Annotated in this window: 23 protein-coding genes and 1 pseudogene; 14 read left to right on the forward strand and 10 right to left on the reverse strand. The window is 74.7% G+C overall.

The annotated features are described in order from the left end of the window. Positions 1 to 95 precede the first annotated feature (95 nt). Positions 96 to 707, forward strand: coding sequence for an acetyltransferase (locus ITJ40_RS15970; RefSeq protein ID WP_194667999.1), 612 nt, complete (start codon positions 96 to 98; stop codon positions 705 to 707). Positions 708 to 759: 52 nt separating this feature from the next. Here ITJ40_RS15970 and ITJ40_RS15975 read toward each other — a convergent pair whose 3' ends face one another. Next, positions 760 to 1257, reverse strand: a complete 498-nt coding sequence (locus ITJ40_RS15975) for a general stress protein (protein WP_194668000.1) — start codon at positions 1255 to 1257, stop codon at positions 760 to 762. Between the two features lie 97 nt (positions 1258 to 1354). Between ITJ40_RS15975 and ITJ40_RS15980 the strand changes: the two genes are divergently transcribed. Next, positions 1355 to 1861: a MarR family transcriptional regulator gene (locus ITJ40_RS15980; RefSeq protein ID WP_194668001.1), complete on the forward strand. Its 507-nt coding sequence runs from the start codon at positions 1355 to 1357 to the stop codon at positions 1859 to 1861. A 39-nt stretch (positions 1862 to 1900) separates the two neighbouring features. On the opposite strand, the gene ITJ40_RS15985 is transcribed toward ITJ40_RS15980, so the two are convergent. Continuing rightward, positions 1901 to 2377: an OsmC family protein gene (locus ITJ40_RS15985; protein WP_194668002.1), complete on the reverse strand. Its 477-nt coding sequence runs from the start codon at positions 2375 to 2377 to the stop codon at positions 1901 to 1903. 177 nt (positions 2378 to 2554) lie between these two features. Then, on the reverse strand, positions 2555 to 3394 hold the full coding sequence (locus ITJ40_RS15990; protein ID WP_194668003.1) for a trypsin-like serine protease: 840 nt from the start codon (positions 3392 to 3394) through the stop codon (positions 2555 to 2557). Positions 3395 to 3706: 312 nt separating this feature from the next. Here ITJ40_RS15990 and ITJ40_RS15995 point away from each other — a divergent pair, with 312 nt between their 5' ends. The 5 genes from ITJ40_RS15995 to ITJ40_RS16015 all read left to right on the forward strand — a co-directional run bounded on the left by ITJ40_RS15995 (position 3707) and on the right by ITJ40_RS16015 (position 8702). Beyond that, complete coding sequence (locus ITJ40_RS15995; RefSeq protein ID WP_194668004.1) at positions 3707 to 5725, forward strand: aldo/keto reductase; 2019 nt, start codon at positions 3707 to 3709, stop codon at positions 5723 to 5725. Beyond that, complete coding sequence (locus ITJ40_RS16000; protein WP_194668005.1) at positions 5704 to 6753, forward strand: LacI family DNA-binding transcriptional regulator; 1050 nt, start codon at positions 5704 to 5706, stop codon at positions 6751 to 6753. Before ITJ40_RS15995 ends, ITJ40_RS16000 begins: the two co-directional genes overlap by 22 nt. 98 nt (positions 6754 to 6851) lie before the next feature. Then, complete coding sequence (locus ITJ40_RS16005; protein WP_194668006.1) at positions 6852 to 7331, forward strand: VOC family protein; 480 nt, start codon at positions 6852 to 6854, stop codon at positions 7329 to 7331. 58 nt (positions 7332 to 7389) lie between these two features. Continuing rightward, positions 7390 to 7740, forward strand: a complete 351-nt coding sequence (locus ITJ40_RS16010; RefSeq protein ID WP_194668007.1) for a GntR family transcriptional regulator — start codon at positions 7390 to 7392, stop codon at positions 7738 to 7740. Then, positions 7737 to 8702 (forward strand): DUF1648 domain-containing protein, encoded by a 966-nt coding sequence (locus ITJ40_RS16015; protein ID WP_194668008.1) that lies wholly within the window; start codon positions 7737 to 7739, stop codon positions 8700 to 8702. Before ITJ40_RS16010 ends, ITJ40_RS16015 begins: the two co-directional genes overlap by 4 nt. A 22-nt stretch (positions 8703 to 8724) precedes the next feature. On the opposite strand, the gene ITJ40_RS16020 is transcribed toward ITJ40_RS16015, so the two are convergent. The 3 genes from ITJ40_RS16020 to ITJ40_RS16030 are packed head-to-tail and all read right to left on the reverse strand — an operon-like array spanning position 8725 to position 11594. Beyond that, the gene (locus ITJ40_RS16020; RefSeq protein ID WP_194668009.1) at positions 8725 to 8991 is read right to left on the reverse strand and encodes a MoaD/ThiS family protein; all 267 of its coding nucleotides are present in this window, start codon (positions 8989 to 8991) and stop codon (positions 8725 to 8727) included. A 1-nt stretch (position 8992) separates the two neighbouring features. After that, the gene (gene moaA / locus ITJ40_RS16025) at positions 8993 to 10078 is read right to left on the reverse strand and encodes a GTP 3',8-cyclase MoaA (protein WP_370532074.1); all 1086 of its coding nucleotides are present in this window, start codon (positions 10076 to 10078) and stop codon (positions 8993 to 8995) included. A gap of 58 nt (positions 10079 to 10136) precedes the next feature. Then, a complete protein-coding gene (locus tag ITJ40_RS16030) occupies positions 10137 to 11594 on the reverse strand; it encodes a glycosyltransferase family 87 protein (RefSeq protein WP_194668010.1) in 1458 nt (485 codons plus the stop codon). Positions 11595 to 11672: 78 nt separating this feature from the next. On the opposite strand from ITJ40_RS16030, the gene ITJ40_RS16035 reads away from it, so the two are divergent. Both ITJ40_RS16035 and ITJ40_RS16040 read left to right on the forward strand, forming a co-directional pair. Continuing rightward, entirely contained in the window at positions 11673 to 12917 is a 1245-nt protein-coding gene (locus ITJ40_RS16035) for a molybdopterin-dependent oxidoreductase (protein WP_194668011.1), read from the forward strand. Further along, the gene (locus tag ITJ40_RS16040; RefSeq protein WP_194668012.1) at positions 12917 to 13396 is read left to right on the forward strand and encodes a hypothetical protein; all 480 of its coding nucleotides are present in this window, start codon (positions 12917 to 12919) and stop codon (positions 13394 to 13396) included. Before ITJ40_RS16035 ends, ITJ40_RS16040 begins: the two co-directional genes overlap by 1 nt. Here the strand turns inward: ITJ40_RS16040 and ITJ40_RS16045 are convergent. Genes ITJ40_RS16045 through ITJ40_RS16055 form a run of 3 tightly spaced genes read right to left on the reverse strand, consistent with a single transcriptional unit; the run spans position 13345 to position 15427 of the window. After that, positions 13345 to 14043, reverse strand: a complete 699-nt coding sequence (locus ITJ40_RS16045) for a bifunctional 2-polyprenyl-6-hydroxyphenol methylase/3-demethylubiquinol 3-O-methyltransferase UbiG (protein WP_194668013.1) — start codon at positions 14041 to 14043, stop codon at positions 13345 to 13347. The two genes, ITJ40_RS16040 and ITJ40_RS16045, sit on opposite strands and share 52 nt — an antisense overlap. Beyond that, positions 14040 to 14723: a DUF2064 domain-containing protein gene (locus ITJ40_RS16050; RefSeq protein WP_194668014.1), complete on the reverse strand. Its 684-nt coding sequence runs from the start codon at positions 14721 to 14723 to the stop codon at positions 14040 to 14042. Before ITJ40_RS16050 ends, ITJ40_RS16045 begins: the two co-directional genes overlap by 4 nt. Then, positions 14720 to 15427, reverse strand: coding sequence for a glycosyltransferase family 2 protein (locus ITJ40_RS16055; RefSeq protein WP_194668015.1), 708 nt, complete (start codon positions 15425 to 15427; stop codon positions 14720 to 14722). The genes ITJ40_RS16050 and ITJ40_RS16055 overlap by 4 nt, the downstream gene beginning before the upstream one ends. A 131-nt stretch (positions 15428 to 15558) precedes the next feature. Between ITJ40_RS16055 and ITJ40_RS16060 the strand changes: the two genes are divergently transcribed. From ITJ40_RS16060 to ITJ40_RS16075, 4 genes are all read left to right on the forward strand, one after another. Continuing rightward, positions 15559 to 16449, forward strand: a complete 891-nt coding sequence (locus ITJ40_RS16060) for a response regulator transcription factor (RefSeq protein ID WP_194668016.1) — start codon at positions 15559 to 15561, stop codon at positions 16447 to 16449. After that, positions 16446 to 17708, forward strand: a complete 1263-nt coding sequence (locus ITJ40_RS16065; RefSeq protein ID WP_194668017.1) for a HAMP domain-containing sensor histidine kinase — start codon at positions 16446 to 16448, stop codon at positions 17706 to 17708. Before ITJ40_RS16060 ends, ITJ40_RS16065 begins: the two co-directional genes overlap by 4 nt. Beyond that, positions 17705 to 19324, forward strand: a complete 1620-nt coding sequence (locus ITJ40_RS16070; RefSeq protein WP_194668018.1) for a molybdopterin-dependent oxidoreductase — start codon at positions 17705 to 17707, stop codon at positions 19322 to 19324. The genes ITJ40_RS16065 and ITJ40_RS16070 overlap by 4 nt, the downstream gene beginning before the upstream one ends. Positions 19325 to 19440: 116 nt before the next feature. Further along, positions 19441 to 19698 (forward strand): hypothetical protein, encoded by a 258-nt coding sequence (locus tag ITJ40_RS16075; RefSeq protein ID WP_194668019.1) that lies wholly within the window; start codon positions 19441 to 19443, stop codon positions 19696 to 19698. 77 nt (positions 19699 to 19775) lie between these two features. On the opposite strand, the gene ITJ40_RS16080 is transcribed toward ITJ40_RS16075, so the two are convergent. Then, positions 19776 to 20468, reverse strand: coding sequence for a PadR family transcriptional regulator (locus ITJ40_RS16080; RefSeq protein ID WP_194668020.1), 693 nt, complete (start codon positions 20466 to 20468; stop codon positions 19776 to 19778). On the opposite strand from ITJ40_RS16080, the pseudogene ITJ40_RS17160 reads away from it, so the two are divergent. Further along, positions 20467 to 20809: pseudogene (locus tag ITJ40_RS17160) on the forward strand (hypothetical protein); the annotation flags it as partial. The gene ITJ40_RS16080 and the pseudogene ITJ40_RS17160 sit on opposite strands and share 2 nt — an antisense overlap.

The raw sequence follows: 20809 nt of genomic DNA on the forward strand, positions 1-20809 counted from the left end.
CAGCCGCAGCTTCTCGTGGCTCTCCGAGCCGGGCGCGGCCGTTCCGTATCGGCAGCACGGTCGGGTCGAGCAGTCCGCCATGGGAGGCTCGCGACATGAGCGCCGAGCCCGTCATCGCCCGATCTGACGACCCGCGGGTGGCCCGCCTCGTGGAGGAGGGCTGGATCGTGACCGCCCGGTCGTGGGGCGCGCAGCTCGACGCGGCGGACGCGGAGCCCGACCGCCTGCGCGCGCTCGTCGCCCGCGTCGCCGGATCCGCAGTGCTGCGCGAGCTGGGCCCGGACGACGCCGATGCGATCCTCGCGCTCGACGCCGCCACGCTCGACGACTACCCGGGCGGCCCGGCCACCCGACACGCCGCCTTCACACCCGAGGACGTGCGGGTGCCGGCATCCGGCCGCCGCGGCTACGGCGCCTTCGACGCGGGCGGCGTGCTCCTCGCGATGACGTTCGTCGACCTGGATCCCACGGGCCAAGCCGCCGAGACCGACGTGACGGTCGTCGACGCCGCCCACCGCGGGCGCGGCCTCGGCGCGGGCGTGAAGGCGGCCTCCGTGCTGGCGCTCCTCGGGGCGGGCGTGACGGCGTTCCGCACCGGTGGATCCCGCGAGAACGCGGCGATCATCGCGGCCGGCGCCGCGCTCGGCTACCGCATCGACGAGGAGTGGCTCACGCTCGAGGCGCCCGAGGACGCACCCCGGACGTGACGACGCGGACGGGCGGCTGAGCCGTCCGTCCGCGTCGTGAGGATGCGGACGCTCAGGCGCGCGGCGCGCCCGTCGTGTCGAACAGGATCCGCGACGCCTCGGCGGCCCGCGCGCTGTCGACCAGCACGTCGTAGCGGCCGGCGGTCAGCGTCTGGACGGACGCGAAGTCGCGCTTCCCACGCGTGGCGTAGTGGCCGACGAAGCCGAACAGCGCGCCCCAGAGCGCGCCGATCCCGACCGCGACCAGGAGGACGCCGAACCACGCGACGCCGGGGGTGAAGATCCCGAACAGCAGGCCCAGCATGAGGCCGAACCAGGCGCCGCCCGCGGCCCCGCGCACGGCGGCGCTGCCGTTGGTGACCCGGCCCGTCACGGTCTCCACCGTGCGGATGTCGTGGCCCACGATCTGCGTCGAGGCGACGGGGAACTCACGGTCGGACAGGGTGTCGACGGCGGCCTGCGCGTCGGCGTACTCGGTGTAGCTCGCGATCACCTCGCGGGGCGTGGCCGGGACGGCGTGCGCGCGGGGGTCGGTGCTCGGGGTGGACATGGGGTCTTCCTCTCGTGTCGTTCGATCGATCCGGGTGGGATGATATGGTTTGAGGATACCAACGGTCGGCCAGCGCGGAGGGGACGGGGATGCGACAGTGAGCGAGCTCCCAGGCAAGGACGGGATCGCCGTCGCGGCCGCGATGGAACGGGCGGTCCTCGCGATCACCCGCTGGGCCTCGCGGCCCGACGTGCGTCGGCGGATGCTCGCCGCCGAGGGGGAGGCGTTCTCGCCGACCGACACCTGGCTCATCGCCCACCTCGCCGAGTCCGGGGCGACCCGCATGCGCGTCCTCGCCGACTGGCAGGGCGTCGACAAGTCGACGATGACCGCGCACGTGCGGCGCCTCGAGGAGCGGGGCCTCGTGATCCGCGAGCCCGACCCCGACGACCGGCGCGCGGTCCTCGTGCGCGCGACTCCGGACGCCGAGCGCGTGCTCGACCGCAACTCGGCGACGGCGCGCGCCCTCCTCGGCGAGCTCGTGGGGGAGTGGTCGCCGCGGGAGCGGACGGAGCTGACCCGGCTGCTCGGGCGGCTCGTCGCGGAGATCGAGGCGGAGGGCGGAGGCTGGGCGAGCGATGCGGCGGACCGCGCGACCCGGTGAGCAGCGCGGACCGGCGGGGACGCCTCGGAGACGGAGCGATCAGACCCGCGCGAGCGCGCGGTTCGTCCAGACGTTCGTGATCTCGACGCCCGCCCGCTCGAAGAGCTGCGTCAGCGGGCAACGGCGGGCGACTTCGGCGACGAAGGCGTCGAAGTCGGCGTCGTCGAGCTCGGTCTCGAGGTCCACCGTGAGGGTCAGGCGCTGGAACGTGCCGTCGCCCTCGGCGCCGAACACGAGCACCGAGTTGTCGAGCTCGGCCTGCACGCGGCCCTCGAACGCGCCGAGGGTGATTCCCTGGCCGAGCGCCATGATCGTCGCCGTCACCTGGTTGCAGGAGACGTACGCGGAGAGCACGAGGTCGAGCGGGCTGGGCGCGCTGTCCGTGCCGCCGAACGCGGTGTGCCCCTCCGCCCGGACGATGTGCGCGCTCCCGTCGATCGACACCTCCTGGAGGACACCGGATCCCGTTCCGCGGAGGTCGAACTCGAGGACGGATCCCTTGGGGTGCTGCGGCATGGTGCGCTCCTTCGTCGTGCGGCTCGTGGGCGGCCGGCCGGCCGCGGTGCGGTGCGGTGCGGTCGACCCTAGGCAGCCGTTCTGCGATCCGGGCCCGCGTGACGGAACGTGACGCGGGGAGCACCCGCCGGCGAGGGCTCCGGTGGCCGTCGGTCGTCCGCCGGCCACCGGAGGGGATCAGCTCGTGGGTGCCAGCACGTAGGCGGGCAGCTCCGCGAGCACCTGGTCGATCGACGTGTAGAGCAGGAAGTGACCGTTCGCCGTCTGGCCCGAGATGATGCCGATCAGCTTGTGTCCGTAGGACACGACGGGACCCCCGGAGTCACCACCCGTGATGGCGTTGTGCTCGTCCGACTCGCCCGCCGACACGTGGTTCCACCTGGTCTCGACGCCAGGGGGCAGGCTCACCGGCTGGAACACGCACTTCACCCCGGACGCGTGTCCGCTCGTGCAGAACCTGCCCTCGGGGGCGGTGGTGCCCTGGATGGGCTGGCGTCCGACGCGGCCGCGGCTGGGCATGAAGACCTGGCTGTTCGCGCGCGGCGTGTAGGTCTGGATGGGGCTGCAGAACGCCGCCGACGAGTGGTGCGACCGGCAGTAGAGCGTCCGCTCGTCGGGCTGGGGCGAGACGCGGATCAGCTCGATGTCGGAGTTGTGGGGCGAGATCCAGTCGACCGTGCCGATGGCCGCGGCGCCGACGTGGACGGTGGAGTACATCGGCCCGCAGTGCGCAGCTGTGACGATGTACCTGGTCGCGTTCTGGTACGGCGTGAGCCTCAGGAACCAGCTGCGGGGGACGAGCACGGCGCCCACTGTGCAGGTGCCGGCCGACGAGTTGATCATCGAGCCCGCGATCACGGGCAGGGGCCTCCGATCGGCCTGGTCGGCGTTCGCGGGGGCGGCGCCGGCGGATGCCAGGGCCACGACGGCGACGAAGGCGGCGAGGAGGGTGACGAGCCGGGATCGTCGGCCGAGGCCGCTCCGGTTCCGGGTGCTGCGAGGACGTGCGAGGTGCATGGGTTCTCCTTCTGGATGCGCGGCCGCGTGATCACGCGGCCGGGGTGGAGGTGGCTTGCTGTCCGACCGGTACCTCCCGGTGCGCGCCTCCTCCGGATGCGGACGCTAGCCGCGGCATCGTGCGGGCCGAGCGCGCAGCGCACATGCGCGGCGGCCGGGGCGAGATCGGGATGCCCTCCCCGGAGGGACGGTCGAGTGCTGCTGACGTGAACGTTCACGACCTGATTCGACCATGGCCCTTGACCATCCTGGACCGATCCACGTAGCGTCGACGTGAACGTTCACGCCGACGACGCCGCGAAGGGCCCCACCATGACCGACCCCACCCCGACCACCTCGACCGCACCCGGCTGGGCGGTCCTCGGCCCGGGCAGCATCGCCCGCCGCTTCCTCTCCCAGCTCCCCGCGAGCGAGCGGGACGCGCGCCTCGTCGCGGCCGGCAGCTCGAGCGCCGAGCGCGCACAGGCCTTCGCGGCCGAGGCCGCCGACCACGGCTTCGCCGACGTCACGGCCGCCGACTACGACGCCGTCCTCACCGATCCCGACGTCGACGCCGTCTACATCTCGACCGTGCACACCGGCCACGCCGACCTCGTGATCCGCGCGCTCGAGGCCGGCAAGGCCGTCCTCTGCGAGAAGCCGCTCGCCGTCAACCACGGCACCGCCATGGCGCTCGTCGACACGGCCCGCGAGGCGGGCCTCCCGCTCGTCGAGGCGTACATGTACCGCTTCCACCCGCAGACCGCGGCGCTCCTCGAGCTGCTGCGCGACGGCGTGATCGGCGAGGTCGCCCACGTCGACGCGTCCTTCTCCTTCCGCACCGGATCCCGCACCGGCCGCCTCTACGACACCGCGACCGCGGGCGGCGGGATCCTCGACGTCGGCGGCTACACGGTCACCGCCGCGGCCGCCGTCGTGCAGGCCGCCACCGGGATCGCCGTCGCCGAGCCGCTCACGCTCGAGGTCGACGGCACCGTCGGGCCGACCGGCGTCGACGAGTGGTCGGTCGCGCGCGCCACCTACCGCGGCGGGATCACCGCGACCCTCCGCACGGGCGTCGCGCTCGACGAGCCGCAGGCGCTCACGATCCTGGGCTCGCGGGGCCGCATCCACCTCAGCGACCCGTGGACCCTCGGCGACGCGCCCACCATCGAGGTCTCCGTCGTCGGCGAGGAGCCGCGCACCCTCACGTTCGCGGGCGCGAAGCCGTACGCGATCGAGGCCGACGCCACGACCGACGCCCTCGCGGCCGGCCTCGGCGAGGCGGCGCAGATGACGCTCGACGAGACCCTCGCCACCGCCCGCACCCTCGACCGCTGGCGCGCGGCGCTCGAGCTGCGCTACCCGTTCGAGTCCGAGGACGCCGACATCCCCACCGTCTCCGGCCGCCCGCTGCGCGTCCGCGACGACAGCCCGATGCTCTACGGCGAGATCCCCGGCGTCGGGAAGCGCATGTCGCGCCTCGTCATGGGCGTCGACAACCAGCCCGACCTCGCGCACGCGTCCGCGATCTTCGACCACTTCGTCGAGCAGGGCGGCAACGCCTTCGACACCGGCTACATCTACGGCGGCGGCGTGCTCGAGGGCCGCCTGGGCAAGTGGATCCAGAACCGCGGCATCCGCGAGGACGTGGTCGTCATCACCAAGGGCGCCCACACCCCGCACTGCGACCCCGAGTCGCTCACGAGCCAGCTGCTCGAGAGCCTCGAGCGCCAGGGCACGGACTACGCCGACATCTACCTCATGCACCGCGACAACCTCGAGGTGCCGGTGGGGGAGTTCGTCGACGTGATGGACGAGCACCAGCGCGCCGGCCGGATCCGGTCCTACGGCGTCTCGAACTGGACGCCCGAGCGCTTCGACGAGGCGCAGGCGTACGCGGAGGCCAACGGCCGCGCGGGGTTCCAGGCGCTGAGCGACCACTTCGGCCTGGCCGAGGCGTACGACGTGCCGTGGGCGGGATGCGTGCACGTCACGGATCCCGCGTCCAAGGCATGGCTCGAGGAGCGGCAGATCCCGCTGCTGCCGTGGTCGTCGCAGGCGCGCGGCTTCTTCACGGGCCGCGCCCGCCCCGACGACCTGAGCGACCCGGAGCTCGTGCGCTGCTACTACGGCGACGACAACTTCGAGCGCCTGCGCCGCGCCGAGCAGCTGGGCGCGGAGCACGGCGTGCAGGCCACGGCGATCGCGCTGGCCTACGTGCTCGCGCAGCCGTTCCCGACGTTCCCGCTGTTCGGGCCGCGCACCATCTCCGAGGTCCGTTCATCGATGCGCGGCCTCTCGATCGAGCTCACCCCGGAGCAGGTGGCGTGGCTGGACCTGCGCGGCTGAGCGGCGCGGGCGACGGCGCGGCCGGCCGGGAGCCGGGCAGGGAGCCGGCCGGCCGCGCCACGATCCACGACGTCGCGTCCGCCGCCGGGGTCTCCCGCCAGACCGTGACGCGCGCGATGAACGGCATGCCGGGCATCAGCGAGGAGACGAAGCGGCGCGTGCTCGAGGCCGCGGATCGACTCGCGTACCGGCCGTCGCGGTTCGGGCGCGGGCTCGTCACGGGCGGCGACCATCAGCTCGGCCTCGTCGTCGACGACCTGCGGAACCCGTGGTCGCCGGAGCTCGCGTCCGCGGTGGTGCGCATCGCCGCGGCCCGGGGCTGGAACGTCTCGCTCGCCGACGTCGGCCTCGCCGCCGACTCCGACCGCATGGTGGAGGCGCTCGGTGCGCAGACCGACGCCGTGATCGGGACCCTCGGATCGCGGGCCGCCGAGTGGATCGCCCGGCTCGGCTCGGTGCCCGTCGTGGAGCTGGATCCGCGCGGCGACCCGCTGCGCGCCGCCGTGCAGCTGGATCCGACGGAGGCGATCGACGCGCTGGCCGACCACCTCGACGCGGTCGGCGTGCGGCACCCCGTGGTGCTCGACGCCGCGGTCGCCGCCGGCCCCAGCCCGCGCGCCGCGCTGCTCGTGCGTGCGTTCGAGGCCCGGTCGATGGAGGTGTCCGTCGTCCGCGCGTCCGCGCCCACCGCGGAGGCCGCCGCCGTCGCGACCGAGCGCGTCGTCGCCCGCCCGCGCACGGCCGACGCGATCGTCGCCTTCAACGACGTGTGCGCCCTCGGCGTGCTCTCCGCCTGCCGCCGCGCGGGCGTCGACGTGCCGAGCGACGTGCGCGTGGTCGGCATCGACGGCCTCTCGCTCGGCCGTCTGCTCGCGCCGACCCTCACGACGCTCGCGGTGGACCTCGACGAGCTCGCCCGCCACGCCCTCGACCTCGCGGTCGCGATGATCGCGGGGGAGCTGCCGCGCTCCGGACCCGAGGTGGTCCGCACGGTGCGCCACCAGCTGGTGGTGCGCGAGTCGGCGTAGGCCGGGCGTGGCCCGGCGGTCTGGCCCGCGGGCGCGACGCTGGCTAGCGTGGCCACGACGGCGCGCGACGAGGCCGCCGTCGGACCCGAGGAGCAGCCATGCCGCGCATCACCCCCACCCTGTGGTTCGGCGATCAGATCGAGGAGGCGGCCCGGTTCTACGTCGACCTGTTCCCCGGCTCGCGGATCACCGACACCTCGCGCTACCCCGACGACTTCCCGGATCCGGCGCTCCGTGGCACGGCCCTCGTGCTCGACCTCGAGCTCGACGGCCAGGGGATCCGCCTGCTCAACGGCGGCCCCGGCATGCAGGCGACCGAGGCGGTGTCGCTGTCGATCTCGGCCGGCGGCCAGGAGGAGGTCGACCGCTACTGGGACGCGTTCGCGGACGGCGGGACCGAAGGACGGTGCGGCTGGGTGCGCGACCGCTGGGGCTTCTGGTGGCAGGTCGTCCCCGAGGCGATGCAGACCACGATCGGCGGACCCGACCCCGCGGGCGCCGCGCGCGCCATGGCGGCGATGATGGGCATGGGCCGGCTCGTCGTCGCCGAGCTGCAGGCGGCGTACGACGGACGCTGACAGAGAGTCCCGCTCGAACTCCTGGTGTAGTCGGGCATTGTTCGCATAGAATGCGAACATGCTCATCACGGTGGATCCGACCGCGCGGGCCTCGCTCGCGGAGCAGGTGGCGACGCAGATCCGCCACGCCATCGCGCGCGGGGAGCTCGCCAGCGGGGAGCGGCTGCCGTCGGCGCGCGACCTCGCGGCCTCCGTCGACGTGAACATGCACACGGTCCTCCGGGCGTACGCCGCCCTGCAGGACGACGGCCTCATCGAGCTGCGGCGCGGTCGCGGCGCCACGGTGATCCGCTCGGGCAACGCCTCGTTCGACCGCCTGCGGACGCTCGTCGAGGAGCTCCGCGAGCAGGCGGAGACCCTCGGGGTGCCCATGGACGACCTGTTCACCATGATCAAGGGAGCACGATGACCACCTCAGCACCCCGTCCCCTCCCGACCGCCGCGCGCGTGGCGGTCGTCGCCCCGGCTGCGGTCATCGCCCTGGCGCTCGGCGTCGCGGCCGTCCTGCTCGCGCCGACGCTCCCCGGGCGCATCGCCGTCCACTTCGCCGCCGACGGGACGCCCGACGGCTGGGGTTCGCCCTGGGTGATGCTCGCGATCGCGGGGGGCCTCGCGGTCGTGGCCGTGGCGCTGGCCGTCGCCGCCACTCGGGCGCGGGACCGGCGCACGGCGGCCACGGTGCTCCTCGTCGCGAACCTCGTGGCGGGCATCCTCGCGACGGGATGGATCGCGATCGCCGCGTCCGCCGCCGTCGGCGACGGCACCCTCCCCGTCGGATGGATCGTCGTGCTGCTGGGCGTGGGGGCGGTGGCGGCCGCGATCCCCGTCACCGCGCTGGTCCGCGGCGCCGGGCCCATCCCCGCGCACGATGTGCCGCCGCTCGAGGTCCCCGCCACGGCGCGGGTCGCCTGGCGCGCGCGCACCGGCAGCGGGTGGTTCGCGGGCATCGGCGCGGTCATCGTCGTGCTCGGGGTCGTCGCCGGGGCCAGCACGGCGTCGGTCGGCGCCGGCACCGCCGCGCTCTCCGGGATCCCGCTGGTGGTCGCCGGCCTCGCGATGCTGGCGCTGGCGCGCGTCGACGTCACGGTCGACCGCCGTGGGCTCCGGGTCGTGTCGGCGTGGACGCGGATCCCGATCATGCGCGTCCCGCTCGTCCGCATCGAGTCGGCCGGGTGGGAGGACGTGTCCCCGGGGCAGTGGGGCGGTTGGGGCCTCCGGGTGACCGGCCGCGGCGTCGCGTACGTCACCCGATCCGGTCCCGGCCTCGTCGTCCGGCTCAGCGGCGGACGCGCGCGCCTGGTCACCGTGGCGGACGCGGATCGCGGGGCCGCGGTCCTCGAGGGCCTCCTCGCGGGGCGCCGCGCCGCCTGATCCCGGGGCGGGTGGCGCCTGATCAGCCGCCCGAGAACGGCGGCAGCACGTCCACCGCGCTGCCCGCGGTGAGGGGCGCGTCGCGATCCGTGGTCGCCACGCCCTCGACGAGGTAGGTGCAGCGGTCGAGGACGGCGGCGGCGTTCGCGGGGTCCTCGGTCGCGGCGGCACGGGACCCGAGCGCGTCCATCAGGTCGCCGAGCGCGGCGCCGTCGGGCAGCTCGAGCTCGTCGGTCGTGCGGCCGAGCGCGGCGGCGGCGGCGGCGAAGAGCTCCACGGGGACGATCACGTCAGCCGCCGATCGCGCTCATCGAACGGGCGGGCTGGATGAAGTCGGCGTCGTCCATGCCGTGGCCCTTCGGCTTCGCCCACATGGCGCCGCGCCAGAGGTCGGCGATCTCGGCATCGCTCGCACCGGCGCGCAGGGGCGCGAGCAGGTCGGTCTCGGTGTGCGAGAACAGGCAGCTGCGCACGCCGCCCGACGCGGTGAGGCGCGTGCGGCGGCAGTCGGCGCAGAACGGCTCGGTGACGCTCGCGATGACGCCCACGCGGCCGAGCATCGCGGTGCCGGCGCCGCCCTCGCGCGAGTGCACGCGCCAGAGCTCGGCGGGGGATCCGTCGCGCGGCTCCTCGTCGGGCACGAGCGTGAAGCGCTCGGAGAGGTGGGCGCGGATCTCGGCGGCCGTGATCATCTCGGCCCGGTCCCACGCGTGGTCGGCGTCGAGCGGCATCTGCTCGATGAAGCGCAGCTGGTGGCCGCCCGCGACCGCCCACTCGAGGAGGTCCGCCGCCTGGTCGTCGTTGACGCCGCGCACGAGCACCGCGTTGATCTTGATCGGCGCGAGCCCCGCGGCCGCGGCGGCGTCGATGCCGTCGAGCACGCGGTCGAGGAACGGGCGGCGCGTGATGAGCCGGAACGTCTCGGCGTGCACGGAGTCGAGCGACACGTTGATCCGGTCGAGCCCCGCGTCCTTCAGCGCCTGCGCGCGCGACGCGAGCCCGATCGCGTTGGTCGTGAGCGAGATCTCCGGCCGGTCGGGGATCGCGGCGCACGCGGCGATGATCTCGATGAGGTCGCGGCGCAGCAGCGGCTCGCCGCCCGTGAACCGCACCTGGCGGACGCCGAGGTCGCGCGTGCCGATGCGCACGAGCCGCTCGATCTCGTCGAGCTGCAGCGCCTGCCGGTCGGGCGTGAACGGGAGTCCCTCGGCCGGCATGCAGTACGTGCAGCGCAGGTTGCAGCGGTCCGTGAGCGAGATGCGGAGGTCGGTCGCGCGGCGGCCGAAGGGGTCGAGGAGCGCCGGATCGTCGGGCCGGGCGGGGCCCGGAGCGGCGGCGGGACGCGGCATCGCCGGCATCCCCAGCGAGGTGCTCATGCCCCCAGGCTACGCGCGCGCCCGAGCGGTGCCGACCCCGGCCGGATCCGCCCGCGTCCTAGGGACTCGGCGGACCACCGGCGCCGGCCCGGTCGCCGTGCCTGCCGACCCACCGCCGTCGGACCGACGCCGGCACGAGCCGCGCGCGCCCGTCCGGCCCGAGCCGCACGAGCGAGCCGGCCACGACGACCACGACAGCCGCCACGAGCGCGATCTGCCACGCCCACTCGTCCGGCGCGAACATCCGCAGCGCGAGCGCGCCCACCACCGCGAACCACTCGCCGCGGCCGGTCATCGCGATGAACGGGATGAGCAGCAGCGCGTACCACGGGTAGCGCGGGCTGACGGCGAGCAGCGTGACGCCGATCATCACGACCTGGCCGAGCCAGGGATCCGCCGGGTCCGTCTTCCACCAGACGAGGCCGGCGGTCACCGCGAGGATCAGCGCGACCGCGATCAGCCCGTACCGCCCGGGCACGACGAGCTCCACGAGCGGGAACCGCCCGCCGTCGTCGTAGCCCTCCTCCTGCAGGTAGCCGGGGAGGTAGCCGAGCACGGCGATCCCCGTGCTGAGCACGTACGGCACGTAGAGCAGGGCGAACGTGACGACGGCCGCGGTGATCACCTTCCACGGCTGCCGGCGGAGCAGCGCCGGCGCCGCGATGACCGGGATGAGCTTCGTCGCGATGGCCGCGCCGAGCGCGATGCCGCCGCGCCACCGCATCCCGCCGGCGACCAGCAGCGACGCCGCGAGCGCGAGCAGGGCCCCGAGCGCGTCGACGTGGGAGTTCGTGACCACCTCGCTCGCCACGAGCGGGCACCACGCCCAGAGCGCCGCCCACCACACGGGCTTCCCGCGCTTCCGCAGCGCGCGGACGAGCAGGAGCGTCACGGCCGTCATCATCAGGAGCCCGGCGGCCTGGAACGCCCAGTACTCGGCGGTCACGGGGACGACCGCGCGCACGCCGGCGAAGAACAGCTCGGCCATCGGCGGGTAGATCGTGGGCACCTTGGGGCGGTTGAGCGCGGTGCACATCGGCTCGTGCGTCTCCTCCTCGCGGACGCCCATGATCCGCTTCCCCTCGCAGGTGGCGGCGCCGTCCGACCCGACGACGGTCTTCGGATAGAGCCAGTCGGGTCGGAGGTCGCGCAGCTCGGGGTCGGCCGGCGTGTACCGGTAGGGCGACTCGCCCGCGTTCTGCACGATCCCGTCCCACGCATATCGCGCGGAGTCGGTGCTGGTGTTCGGCGGTCCGGCCATGGCGACGGCCCCGAGCCCCACGGATCCGAGGATGATGAGCGCAACGGCGGATCGGGCCGGCAGCTTCCGCACCAGGAGGACCGCCGCTCCGAACACCACCCAGATGACGACCACGAGCCAGAACAGCGGCGCGGCACCCTCGCGACGGAAGAACGCCTCGTCGTCGGCATCGCCGAACAGATCGAACGCGACCACCGACCACCCGGTGAGCGCGGCCATGACGGCGAGGACGAGGGCGGTGAGGGCGGTGCGCACACTCCATCATGGCGGCGCGCGGCCGGACGGCCGCCGACCGGCCCCGACCCGCCGTTCCCCGGACGAAGGACGATCCCCATGCGGACGCTGATGCACGAGGCCAGGCGGCGGCTCGCATCGCCCGCGCGCACGACCCGCCTGGCGGTCGTGATCGGCCGCCTCCTCGGACTCGCCTTCCTCGTGTGCTTCACGACGGGCCTCTACAGCCACTTCCTCCAGGACCCGCTGCCGTGGATGCGCTTCCCGACCGCGCCCGTGTCGCTCTACCGGGTGACGCAGGGGATCCACATCACGGCCGGCATCGCGTGCGTGCCGCTGCTGCTCGCCAAGCTCTGGATCGTCTTCCCCGAGCTGCTCACGTACCCGCCGGTCACCGGGGTCGTCTCGTTCCTGGAGCGCGCGTCCATCGCCGTGTTCGTCGGGGCGTCGCTGCTCGAGGTGACGATGGGCCTCCTCAACACGTTCCAGTGGGTGCCGTTCCCCTTCTACTTCCGGCAGACGCACTTCGCGCTGGCGTTCGTCGTGATCGGATCGCTCGCGATCCACATCGGCGTGAAGCTCCCCGCCATCGCCGGGCACTGGCGGCGCGGGCAGGCGGACGAGTCGCCCATCGTCGAGGACGAGGTCGAGGACGAGGACGCGTCCGGCGACAGCGCGCCCGCCCGCGCACCCCGCGGGGTCACCGGCCGCGTGCTCGCCTGGATCGACGCCACGCCCGTCGCGCCCGCCCCGGTCGCCCGTCGCGGCTTCCTCGTGGCGGTCGGCGCGTCCGTCGCCGCGGTCGTGGGCCTCACCGCCGGGCAGTCGTTCCGGATCCTCGCCCCGTTCAACGCCTTCGGCCCGCGCGTCATGGGCAGCGGCCCGCAGGGGCTGCCCGTCAACCGCACGGCCGAGGCCGCCGGGGTCACGAAGACCGCCATGGACGCCGGGTGGACGCTCACCGTGTCGAACGGATCCGCGTCCCGCGCCTTCACGATGGACGACCTCCGCGGCATGGGGCTCGTCACCGCGACGCTCCCCATCTCGTGCGTCGAGGGCTGGAGCCAGTCGGCGACGTGGCGCGGCGTCCGGCTCATGGACCTGATGGACCAGGTCGGCGCCGACGCGGGCGCGCGCCTCCGCGTCACGAGCCTCGAGCAGAGCGGCGGCTTCCGGCGCACCGAGATGGGCCCCGAGTACGTGCGCGACCCGCTCACCCTCGTGGCGCTCGAGCTCGACGGCGCGCCCCTCGACATCCAGCACGGCTACCCGGCGCGGATGATCGCGCCCGGGCGACCCGGCGTGCTGCAGACCAAGTGGCTCTCGACCCTGGAGGTCATGTGATGACCGGCACCCGCATCCCGGCGGCGCGCGGCGTGCTCGCCGCCCGCATCGCGCTCATCGCCGTGGGGCTGGTCGGCCTCGTCGTCGGCGCGCTCGTGCTGCTCGACTCCCAGCGCACCGACCAGGTCGTGGGCGTCGCCGTGTTCCTGCTCCTGGCGATCCTGGTGCACGACGCGATCCTGTCGCCCGTCGTGTTCGTCGCGAGCCTCGTGATCCGCCGGGCCGGGCGACGCCTCCCGCCCGGCTCGCTCGTGATCGTGCAGGCCGGCGTCGTCGTGATGGCGGTGATGACCCTGGTGGTCGTCCCCGAGATCCGCGCACGGGCCATCGGCAACGACAACCCGACGATCCTCATCGCCGACTACGCGCCGCGCCTCGCGCTCATGTGGGTCGCCACCGCGGTGGCGACGGCCTGGGTCGCGGCGCTCTACGCGCGCACGAGGCGGCAGAAGGACCGGCCCTCGGTCTCCCAGCACTGAACGAGGTCGAGGCCCGCGTCGTCCGCCATGCGCGCGACGGCGTCGCGGCCGACCTGGGCCCACGGGAACGGGTCGCTCGCGTGGCCCTGGCCGTCCTCGACCGTGCACTCGAAGGTGCGGTCGCGGGCGGGATCCGGGTGGGTCTCGACCACGAGCGCGCCCTGGTCGTCGAGGAGGTCGCCGCAGCGCGCGAGGAGCGCGGCCGCGTCGCCGCCGATGCCGATGTTGCCGTCGAGGAGGAGGAGGGTGCCCCAGCCGCCCTCGCGGGGCAGGCGCTCGAAGACCGAGCGGTGGAGGACGGGGAGGCCGAGCCCCGCGGCCATCTCGACGACGGTGGGGGAGACGTCGATCCCCAGGGCGCCGAGCCCGGCGTCCATCGCGGCGCGGACCATGCGGCCGGGGCCGCAGCCGATGTCGAGCACGGGGCCGGCGGCGTCGGCGAGGAGGCTCGCGTCCACGGCGTCGGCGTCGGCGCTCCAGCGGCTGATGTCCATGACCTCCGCGCTGTCGTCGTCCGCTGCGAGCGACAGGAACAGGACCTCGCCGGAGGCCCGGAGGGCCCGGGCGTAGGGCTCGCCGCCACCGGATCCGAAGGTGCGGACGCGCGCGGAGGCGCGGTCCTCGGGGTGGTCGACGGCCAGGCTCATGAGGGGTCCCTCTGCGATGTAGCGGGTGCGGTGGTGGCGGCGCGGGTGCTCGCGCCGATGTCCAGGGTTCGGAGCACGGCGGCGAAGCGATGGGCGGGCGCCGCCCCGGCCGCCTCCCTGGCGTCGTCGACCGTGTCCACGTCGGTGAGCTCGGGCAGCATCGCCACGTCGAGCCCGGCGTCGATGAGGCGCGACAGCTGCACCGCGCCGGTGTCGTCGCGCGACATGGGCACGCCGCGGACGAGCGCGCCGTCCGGATCCCGGAGGCCGAGCGCCCAGAAGCCGCCGTCGTTCGCGGGGCCGAACCAGGCGTCGGGGCCGCGCGCGCCGTCCGCCCAGGAGTCGAGCACGGGGCGGATCAGATCCGCGGTGAGCTGCGGCGTGTCCATCCCGACGAGGAGGACGGGCCCGTCGAGCGCGTCGAACATGGCGGCGAGCCGTTCGTCGAGGTCGCCGGCCACCTGCGGGATCACGTCGTAGCCGGCGGCCTCGGCGGGCGGCGTGGTGCCGTCGAAGAGGAGGACGCGGCGCGCGGGGGCCGCGTCGTCGACGGCGGCGAGCGTGTCGGCGAGGGCGGCGGACGCGAGCTCGGCGGCCTCCTCGAGGGTGAAGGGCGGGTGCAGGCGCGTCTTCACGCGGCCGGGGATGCACTCCTTGGCGATCACGACGACGGCGGTCACGCGGTTCCTCCCGGGGTGCGGTCGGCGCTGGCGGCCGCCGCTCGCGCCTCGGCCAGCACGCGCGACATGTCGCGCACGGCCGTGACGGTCCCGCGCACGGTGCCGGTCACCTTGGACCGCCCCACGCGCGGTGCGTACGGCATCTCCACCTCCAGGATGCGCCACTTCGCCGCGGATGCCCGCAGCAGCATCTCCAGCGGATAGCCGCTGCGCCGGTCGAGGATCCCGAGGGCGAGCAGCTCCGTGCGCCGCCCGCAGCGCATGGGGCCGAGGTCGTGCAGCGGCACGCCCGTGATCCGCCGCAGCCGCCGGGCCAGCTCGAGGTTCGCGATCCGCGCGTGCAGCGGCCACGCGCCGCGCGCCGACGGGACGCGGCGGCCGAGCACGAGGTCGCGCTCGCCGTCGCGGACCGGGTCGACGACGCGGGGGAGGAGCGCCGGATCCATGGACGCGTCGGCGTCGCAGAACGCCACGAGCGGCGCGGTCGCGGCCTCGAGGCCCGCGTGCGCCGCCGCCCCGAAGCCGCGGCGCGACTCCGCCACCACGAGGGCGCCGTGGGCGCGGGCGACCTCGGCGGAGCGGTCGGTGGATCCGTTGTCGACGACGATCGCGCGGTAGCCCTCGGGCAGGCGGGAGAGGACCCAGGGCAGGGCCTCCTCCTCGTCGAGGCAGGGGAGGACCACGTCCACGAGAGCTGGCGTCATCCGTCGAGCCTAGGAGGCGCCGCCTGCGACCCGCCGCCACGTGCCCCGCCGCGCGGGATGAGGGGTGACGGCTCGCTCGCAAGCCGGACACCGCGCGGGTCCCCGCCAGGGACCGCGCATAGTCTGACCGGGTGAGCCCCACCTACGATCCCGCGCGCGCCGACGCCGGGCGCCCCGACGCCGCGCGGCCCGATCCGACGCGGCCGGACCCGCTGCGCGGCCGCCGCATCCTCGTGGTCGAGGACGACCCCACCGTCAACGAGGTCGTGTGCCGCTACCTCAAGGCCTCGGGCTTCCAGGTGGAGACGGTCGCCGACGGCCTGGAGGCCGTGCGCGTCGCCACCGAGCGCATGCCCGACCTCGTCGTGCTCGACCGCATGCTCCCCGGCCTCGACGGCCTCGAGGTGTGCCGCCGGATCCGGGCCCACCACCCCGAGTCGCCCGTCCCCGTCGTGATGCTCACCGCGCTCGGCCAGGGCGAGGACCGCGTCAACGGCCTCGACGCCGGCGCCGACGACTACCTCGCCAAGCCCTTCTCCCCGCGCGAGCTCGTGCTGCGCGTCCGCGCCGTGCTCCGCCGCACCGTGCCCGAGGCCGTGCCGGAGCCGCCGTTCGTGGCGGGGCCGTTCGTGCTCGACCTCGGCGCGCGCGAGATCCACCAGGAGGGCGTCATGCTGTCGCTCACCTCCCGCGAGTTCGATCTGCTCGCCTTCCTGCTCCGGAACCCGCGCCGCGTCTTCGGGCGCGACGACCTGCTGCGCCAGGTGTGGGGCTGGGAGATCGGCGACCTCTCCACCGTCACCGTGCACGTGCGGCGCCTCCGGGAGAAGATCGAGGCGGACCCCGCGCACCCCGTGCTCCTCGGCACCGTGTGGGGCGTGGGCTACCGCTTCGACCCGGACGCCGCGGCACCCGCGGAGCCGCCGACCGCCGCGCCCGCGCCTTCGCCCGCCGACGAGGCCGAGGCCGGATCCGCGTCGCGGTCGACGCCGCCCGCCCCGCCCGCCGGAGGCGACGCGTGACCGCCGACTCCTTCCTCGTCGTCGTCCTGACCGCGCTCGTCTGCGCCGCGGTCGTCGGCCTCGGCGCCAGCGTCCTGCTGCGCGCCCTCCGCCGCCGCTCGCTCGTCCTCCAGATCTGCGTGGTCGCGCTCGCCGCGGTGCTCTCGGTCGTGGGCGGCATGGTCGCCGTCACCGCGAGCATGCTCGTCGACGACGCCGGCCTCACCGCGTTCCTCTCCGTCGCCGCCGTCTCCGCGCTCGTCTCGCTCGTCATGGCCGCGATGCTCGGCATGACCCTCGTGCGCGGCAGCCGCGAGCTCGGCCGCTACGCCGCGTCCATGGGCGAGGAGGCCGCCGTGGAGCCCGGCCGCCCCACCAGCACCGAGTTCGCGCAGCTCGCGCGCGAGCTCAGCGCCGCCAACCGCCGCCTCGCCGACGCCCGCGACCGGATGGAGGCGCAGGAGCGCAGCCGCCGCGAGCTCATCGCGTGGATGTCGCACGACCTGCGCACGCCGCTCGCGGGGATCCGCGCCATGGCGGAGTCCCTCGAGGACGGCATGGTCGACGACGAGCACCGCTACTTCCGCCAGATCCGCGTGCAGGCGAACCGCCTCAACGGCATGGTCGACGACCTGTTCGAGCTGTCCCGCATCAACTCGGGCAGCCTCGAGCTCGCCGTCGAGCGCGTCTCCCTCTACGACGTCGTGAGCGACACCGTCGCCGAGCTGGGGCCCGTCGCCCAGGCCCGCCAGGTCGACCTTCGCGGCGAGACCGCGCACGACGACCTCGTGGTGCAGGGCGATCCGCGGGAGCTCTCGCGCGTCGTCGGCAACCTCGTGATGAACGCCATCCAGCAGTCGCTCCCGGGCGGCCGCATCGTCATCTCCGCGCACCGCGACTCCGGCAACCTGGCCGTCCTCTCGGTCGAGGACACCGCGGGCGGCATCCCCGAGGCCGACCTGCCGCGCGTGTTCGACGCGGGGTGGCGCTCGACCGGATCCCGCACCCCGCGCGCCTACGGGAAGAGCGCCGCCGCGAAGGCCGCGCTCGGCCCGGACTTCCCGGCCGCGCCCGTCGAGGCCACGCCCCCGGACCCGGCCGTGCAGGCCGAGGGCACGCACGACGGCGGCTACGCCTCGGGCGGCGGCGGCGCGGGCCTCGGCCTCGCGATCGTCCGCGGCATCGTGCGTGCGCACGACGGCGACGTCACCGTCCATAACATCGAGGGCGGCTGCCGCTTCGACGTGATCCTCCCCTACAGCAAGCCGGTCGCCCCGTGACCCGCGCGGCCCTCCGCTGGTGGTCCGCGTTCCTCGGCGTGGTGGCGGCGCTCGCCGTGCTGGCCGTCGCCGAGATCGCCGCGGCCGTCGTGGCCCCGGCGGCGAGCCCCGTGCTCGCGGTCGGCGCCCTCGTCATCGACCTCGTGCCCGCGGGCGTCAAGGACACGGTGATCGCCCTGTTCGGCACGGGCGACAAGGTCGCGCTGATCGTCGTGCTCGGGGTGGTGGTGCTCACCGCCGCCGCGCTCGCCGGGGTCCTGCAGGTGCGCCGCCCGCCGCTCGGCGTGGTGGTGATCGCCCTGTTCGCCGGCGTCGCCGTGCTCGCGGCGACCACGCGCGCCGGGGCCACGGGCGCCGCAGCGATCCCCACGATCGTCGGCATGATCGCGGGCGTCTTCATCCTCCACCGCGGCGCCGACCGCCTCCGCGACTGGCGGGACGCGGCGGACCGCTCGGCGTCGGCGTCGGCCGCGGTCGCGGAGCCCGTGCGCGGCATCGCCCGTCCGGCCGCGCGCGCCCCGCTCATCCCGGGTGCCGGTGCGCGCGTCGAGCGCCGCACCTTCCTCCTCATGACGGTGGTGGCGGGCGTCGCGTCCGTCGTCGCCGGATCCGTGGCCCGCGGCCTCAACGCCGCCGCCGCCCGCGTGGACGACTTCCGCCGCACGCTCGTGCTCCCGCGCGCCGCGACGCCCGCCGCCGCGATCCCCGCGTCCGCGGAGCTCGGCGTGCCCGGACTCGCGCCCTTCCTCACCCCCGCGAGCGACTTCTACCGCATCGACACCGCGCTGCAGGTGCCGTCGGTCGACGCGGCCTCCTGGAAGCTGCGCATCACCGGCATGGTCGAGCAGGAGGTCGAGATCACGTTCGCCGAGCTGCTCGCCCTGCCCCTCGAGGAGCACGTGACCACCCTCACGTGCGTCTCGAACGAGGTCGGCGGGAACCTGATCGGCAACGCGCTGTGGCTCGGCTACCCCATCCGGCTGCTGCTCGAGCGCGCGAAGCCGACCGCGGGTGCCGACATGGTGCTCTCCACGAGCCAGGACGGCTGGACCGCGAGCACGCCCCTCGAGGCGCTCACGGATCCCGAGCGCGCGTCGATCCTCGCGGTCGGCATGAACGGCGAGCCCCTGCCGCAGCAGCACGGCTTCCCGGTGCGCATGGTCGTGCCCGGGCTCTACGGCTACGTCTCCGCGACCAAGTGGGTCACCGAGCTCAAGGTCACGACCTTCGCCGAGGACGTCGCGTACTGGTCGACGCGCGGCTGGACCGAGCGCGGCCCCATCAAGACCGGCTCCCGCATCGACACCCCGCGCTCCGGCGCGCGCGTGGATGTGGGACGCACCGCGATCGCCGGCATGGCCTGGGCGCAGCACACCGGCATCCAGAAGGTGGAGGTGCGCGTCGACGAGGGCGACTGGGTCGAGGCGGACCTGGGCGACGGCGTGGGCACCGACACGTGGCGGCAGTGGTCGTACGCGTGGGACGCGACGAGCGGATCCCACAGCGTCGAGGTCCGCGCCACCGACACCACGGGCGCGACCCAGACCTCGGACGAGGCGCCGCCCGCCCCCGACGGCGCGACGGGCTGGCACCGCATCAGCGTCAGCGCCGGCTGAGCCGAACGGGCGTCTGGCCGGCGTCCGCCTCCAGCCGGCCAGCACGCGAGGAGCCCGGGCGCGTACCGTCGATGCACGGCGCGAGCGCGCCGCATCGACCAGCGAAGGAGAGCACCGTGAGCGACATCGAGAACCCCCGCGATCCCGCCGACCGCGACCTGGACGACACGGGCGTCGACGAGGAGGAGCTCGTCGGGGCCGACGCCCGCGACGCGTCGGAGGCCATCGACGCCGAGCGCGTCGTGCCGCTCGACGACGACCCGGTCGCCGACGACGAGGACGCCGACGGCGGCCTCGGCATCGACATCACCGAGTCGGACGGTCCCGACCTCGAGGCCGGCGACGACCTCGACACGGGAGCGGCGACCCGCTGATCCCACCCCGCACGCACGACGACGGCCCCCGCATCGGCGGGGGCCGTCGTCGTGCCGGGCCCAGCGGCCGACGCGGATCAGTCGGCGAGGATCGCGTACAGCGCGCGCCGCGTCTCGTCGAGCTTCGCCGCCGCGGCCTGGCGCTGGGCGTCGGTGGCGTCGTGCATGAGGGGCTTCACCACGCCCATGAGCTTCATGAGGCTCGTCTGGAACGCGTCCTCGCCCTCGGACTTGTCGGTGGTGGCGGCCCAGGCGGCGTCGATCTCGTCCTTGTTCTCCTCGACGTGGGCGCGGCCCTGGTCGGTGAGGGAGTAGACGCTCTTCGCGCCGGTCTCCTCGGCGACGATGAGGTCCTCGTCGACGAGCTGCTGGAGCGTCGGGTAGACGGATCCGGGGCTCGGCCGCCAGGCGCCCTCGGTCTTCGCGGCGATGCCGGTGATGAGGCCGTAGCCGTTCGAGGGCGCGTCGGCGAGCAGGGACAGGATCGCGAGACGGACGTCGCCGCGGCGGGCGCGACCCCGTCCGCCGCGTCCGCGGCCCGGGCCGAAGCCGGGGCCGCCGAAGCCGCCCATGCCCCCCATGCCGGGGAAGCCCGGGAACCCGGGGAAGCCGGGGCCGTCGCCCGGGCGGAACCCGCGGGCGAGCGGGTGGCCCGGCATGATCCGCGGGCGCCCGCCGCGGTGGTGCTGCATGCGGGGCTCGTGGCGGTCGGCGGGGACCTCGGCGGAGGAGGGGGACGACAGGTGGTCGTCGTGGTCGTGGATGCGCATGAGCGCTCCTTCCGGTCAGGTGATGTCGGGGGTCGCGGCGTGCTGTCGCGATGTAGCGACGATATATCGGCGACAGTCGGAAGTCAAGGGGCCGACTCGATGGCGTGGTTCGTCGATCCGCGTGATCCCGGGGGATCCGCGCGCCAACCTGGCCTTCCCCTGGGAAAGCAGAACCGACCCCAACCCGTTCTCCGACCGCGCCGAAGTCCCTGTGTCGCCCGGGGGTACCGGGCGGATCCCCGTTCCACACAGCGAAGGACATCCCATGCGCAATCTCACCAAGTCCGTCTTCGGCCTCGCTACCGCGGGCTTCCTCGTCGTCGGCCTCGCGGCCTGCTCGA

The sequence above is a fragment of the Clavibacter sp. VKM Ac-2872 genome (assembly GCF_015351105.1).
In the GTDB taxonomy this organism is placed as follows: domain Bacteria; phylum Actinomycetota; class Actinomycetes; order Actinomycetales; family Microbacteriaceae; genus Clavibacter.

Excerpts from the sequence above, each read along its gene's own strand:
- ITJ40_RS16010 (WP_194668007.1), top strand. The coding sequence starts at position 7,390 with ATGCTCATCACGGTGGATCCGACCGCGCGGGCCTCGCTCGCGGAGCAG.
- ITJ40_RS15995 (WP_194668004.1), top strand. The coding sequence starts at position 3,707 with ATGACCGACCCCACCCCGACCACCTCGACCGCACCCGGCTGGGCGGTC.
- ITJ40_RS15975 (WP_194668000.1), bottom strand. The coding sequence starts at position 1,257 with ATGTCCACCCCGAGCACCGACCCCCGCGCGCACGCCGTCCCGGCCACG.
- ITJ40_RS16035 (WP_194668011.1), top strand. The coding sequence starts at position 11,673 with ATGCGGACGCTGATGCACGAGGCCAGGCGGCGGCTCGCATCGCCCGCG.
- ITJ40_RS15985 (WP_194668002.1), bottom strand. The coding sequence starts at position 2,377 with ATGCCGCAGCACCCCAAGGGATCCGTCCTCGAGTTCGACCTCCGCGGA.
- ITJ40_RS16080 (WP_194668020.1), bottom strand. The coding sequence starts at position 20,468 with ATGCGCATCCACGACCACGACGACCACCTGTCGTCCCCCTCCTCCGCC.
- ITJ40_RS16040 (WP_194668012.1), top strand. The coding sequence starts at position 12,917 with ATGACCGGCACCCGCATCCCGGCGGCGCGCGGCGTGCTCGCCGCCCGC.
- ITJ40_RS16005 (WP_194668006.1), top strand. The coding sequence starts at position 6,852 with ATGCCGCGCATCACCCCCACCCTGTGGTTCGGCGATCAGATCGAGGAG.
- ITJ40_RS16015 (WP_194668008.1), top strand. The coding sequence starts at position 7,737 with ATGACCACCTCAGCACCCCGTCCCCTCCCGACCGCCGCGCGCGTGGCG.
- ITJ40_RS15970 (WP_194667999.1), top strand. The coding sequence starts at position 96 with ATGAGCGCCGAGCCCGTCATCGCCCGATCTGACGACCCGCGGGTGGCC.
- ITJ40_RS15990 (WP_194668003.1), bottom strand. The coding sequence starts at position 3,394 with ATGCACCTCGCACGTCCTCGCAGCACCCGGAACCGGAGCGGCCTCGGC.
- moaA (WP_370532074.1), bottom strand. The coding sequence starts at position 10,078 with ATGAGCACCTCGCTGGGGATGCCGGCGATGCCGCGTCCCGCCGCCGCT.
- ITJ40_RS16055 (WP_194668015.1), bottom strand. The coding sequence starts at position 15,427 with ATGACGCCAGCTCTCGTGGACGTGGTCCTCCCCTGCCTCGACGAGGAG.
- ITJ40_RS16045 (WP_194668013.1), bottom strand. The coding sequence starts at position 14,043 with ATGAGCCTGGCCGTCGACCACCCCGAGGACCGCGCCTCCGCGCGCGTC.